The organism is Prevotella sp. TF12-30, from assembly GCF_003436715.1.
In the GTDB taxonomy this organism is placed as follows: Bacteria; Bacteroidota; Bacteroidia; order Bacteroidales; family Bacteroidaceae; genus Prevotella; species Prevotella copri_A.
This window is the reverse complement of sequence record NZ_QSQJ01000084.1, coordinates 1-3,361: the sequence shown is the minus strand read 5'-3', so window position 1 is coordinate 3,361 and position 3,361 is coordinate 1. Positions and strand designations below refer to the sequence as shown.

At 51.5% G+C, this 3,361-nt stretch carries 2 protein-coding genes; both read left to right on the top strand.

What is annotated here, in order from left to right:
* Positions 1-2,694 (top strand): T9SS type A sorting domain-containing protein (locus DXD25_RS16000; protein ID WP_147327950.1); only part of this gene is annotated, 2,694 nt, incomplete at its 5' end.
* A 17-nt stretch (positions 2,695-2,711) separates the two neighbouring features.
* A partial coding sequence (locus tag DXD25_RS15995; RefSeq protein ID WP_233522367.1) for a hypothetical protein occupies positions 2,712-3,361 on the top strand: 650 nt, incomplete at its 3' end.

The window sequence follows — 3,361 nt, the reverse complement described above, 5'->3', positions numbered from 1 at the left end:
CTGAGTGCCAGCCTCAAGCACGGCGACCTCTCACAGGCTACCGTCATCGGTGTCTTTTCACCGGAACTGGCAACCATCGGTAAGGATATGGTTGTCTATGCTCTTGACGGCCGCAAGGGCGACGGAGCCATTCTGAGCAAGGACAAAGCCGTAAGGGGTAGAGGTGTTGAACCACTGGACTATGGTTCAGCATCGGGTGAAGACCTGCTTTATCAGTCAAGTGATTCTTTGTCCGAGAACGGTTTTAAGGAAAGCGCTCTGCGAGTTGTGTCCTACTTCAAGGTAAGCAATCCTTCAACAACATTGTGGGGAGACAACTCCAACACCACATTATTCATAGGAACCCCTTCCACCTCTGGCAGTTTCGGTACGGATTTCCCGACCTCGCTCTTCGGTAATGCTTCCATCCGTGGATATGCCCCTGAGCTTATTGTGTTCAGCAGGATGCTTACACCCGATGAGCGCAGAAAAGTGGAGAGCTATCTGGCGGTAAAGTACGGCATCACCCTCAAAGGCTCGTATCTTGACAGCGACGGAAACCTGACTTGGGACATGGCGGAGAACCAAGCCTACCACCATAGGGTCACAGCTGTTGGAACCGACATGGCAGGAAGTCTCTCCCAACCGCTTTCCGCAACATCCTATGAGGAAAGTCCGGTATATGCGGCCTTGAAGGAGAACGGAACTTATCATGACGCAAATCCATACAACCCTTCATCCGCTTCCCGTCTGCTTGTCATGGGACGTGAAAACGGCAATCCGATGCCGGACAGAGGCTTTACTTTCTGGGGCGACGATGATGTGGCACTTGCAACATATACCTCACCTACAGATTCCCTGTGGCATGTCATGAAACGTACATGGATGGTCAAGACCAACGTGCCGTCAAAGCCCGACAGTACAGTGGCAAGATGGACTGCGCAAGGATTTGAAGTGTCAAGGAATGGCTTTACTGACAATATCATCCAAGAGAAAGCCGCTTCTGGAGCTTATGCCACGACCCCAGCCCTTGTTGGAGGTGGCGGTGCTTTTGAGTTCACCTGTCCGATAAGTCACCCGACTTTTGACGTTGGCTTCGGAAGCATCGGTGGCAGCACATGCAAGTATGGATTCCGGTTCACCAATGCTGGAGTTGTTTATCCGATCATCAACGGAGCGGTCTCAAATTCATACATCGCCACGGATGTTGACGGAACGGACATTTCCATCCGCAAGGAAGGCAAAAACATCTATCTGCGTGTTGACGGAACAGGAAGTGCGACAAGAACCATATCCCTTTCGGATGCAACTGACACAGACACAAATGTAGGCATTATCCGAACGGAAGGAGCAGAGTCCGCCTTGAACATGGCAGGCTTGAGGACAGGAGGAATAGATGATGTCGGTTATATGGCAGAGTTGAGCTATGACCTCACACCGGACAGGGAGTTCTCGGACTATTGCCGCAAGCGTACCGTCATGCTCATAGACCCAAGCGGTGAAGGTGATTTCGACATCAACAGCAACAGCAACATAAGATGCTCCAAGCCTGATATGACAAGGGGCAAGACCATATTCCGCAATATCCTATGGGATGCAGACGGAAGCGGAAGCGATGTGTTCACATTCGCCTATTATGACGGCATTTCCTATGATGCCACTCCTACGCCGTCAAGTTGCGAGAATGGAGTTCCACGCAATGACGGGTATATCGACATCGGCATCAACATCGGTACACCAGTCTATTCCTATGTGCTCAGCGTTGACACCGTTGCAGGAAAAGTAAAAGGAGAAACCATTGCCAGAGGAACATTCTTCGGTGACACGCATAGAATCACGAATCTTGCCCCCGGCGCCTATGCGCTGTCCGTATCACAAGGTGGAGGCAACGAGATTTATGCCACTGGCAACGCACTCTACACCTCATACTCGCATGACACCAGGACCTATCTGTCTGGCGACATCTCATGGACGGTGAACGATACAAAATCAAACTACCGTGTGGGATTGGAGCCAAGCCTCACGGACGAGATCACCCAATATGGCTTCGACGTGCGAGGCGACAAGGCGCATATCATAACCGGTGGATATACAAGCCTAACCAAATATGTCACCATCAAGCCGGGCGATGTGCTCAGTGTTACAGTCCGCAATATGCAGGTCACATACAAGTTGAACGGACAGACCGTGCATCATGAATATGTCTGGTCACTTCGTGCATGGCGGTTCTGCATCAAGTACGGAAAGGGCGAGACACATATCACAGACCTTACCGTAAACGGTACGCCTGTAACCTCATTCACCACAAGGGGCAACGTGCAGATAGAAACACCCAAGAAGTGTACGACAACGATGACCGTCTATGTCGGCAGCGAGTGTGATGCAAGTATGCCTAACGGAACACAGGCAAGGGAGAACCATGTGGGCAGCTCGGACAGACAGGCTGACAACTCCTTCATTTCTGGAGAAGACGAGGATTTCACTGTCAAGGGCAACGGTTCTACGACAGGCATCTACGAGGCTAAACTCACACAGGACAAGCCTGCTGCAGCCACATTGATGGTGTTTGACGTATCAGGCAAACTGGTAGTGTCACGCCAAATGACAGGCGAAAGCGTCAAGCAAGCCGACTTCAAGGTTCCCGCATCGGGTGTGTATGTCGTGAAGGCAATCTCCGAGAATGGGGAGCATACAAGGAAAATCTCAGTAAAGTAACTTAAAGGAAGATACGCATGAAGAATTATATACAGAAGGTGGCGTGGGCATTGGTTTTACTGCTTGCCGCCACACTGTCCCTTTCGGCAAAGGACGGGACAGCCGTGAGAAAACTCTTCAAGAAGGGTGTCTCTGACAGTATCTCCGTAGGAGGTAGCAAACTGGTCGTTCTTCAGAAAGACCTCATTCGGAACAGAAGCCTTTCCGTGAACTCTATCGGAGAGGAGAATGTTCCTGAGCTTGACTTTGCCATGACCAACGTCACGGCAGGAGGACATGGCTACCGTTTTCTCCCTCACGGAACACACTTCACAGGCGAGGGTGCGACTGTCAAGATAAAGTATGACCGCACGAGAATACCAAGCGGCTATACCGAGGACGACATCCGTACCTATTACTACGACCCGGCCGAGAAGCATTGGGTTGCGTTGGAGCGTGTGCGTGTGGACAAGAAGGAAGAGTGTGTCGTTTCAAAGACGACCCACTTCACAGACATGATCAACGGCGTGATACAGGCACCGGAGTCACCGCAGACCGAAGGCTTTGCCCCGACGATGATGAACGACATCAAGGCGGCAGACCCGACGGCGAAGCTCAATGTCATTGCGCCTCCAAGCGCAAACAACCGTGGCTCTGCCAACCTGCAGTATCCGTTCGAGATGCCGCC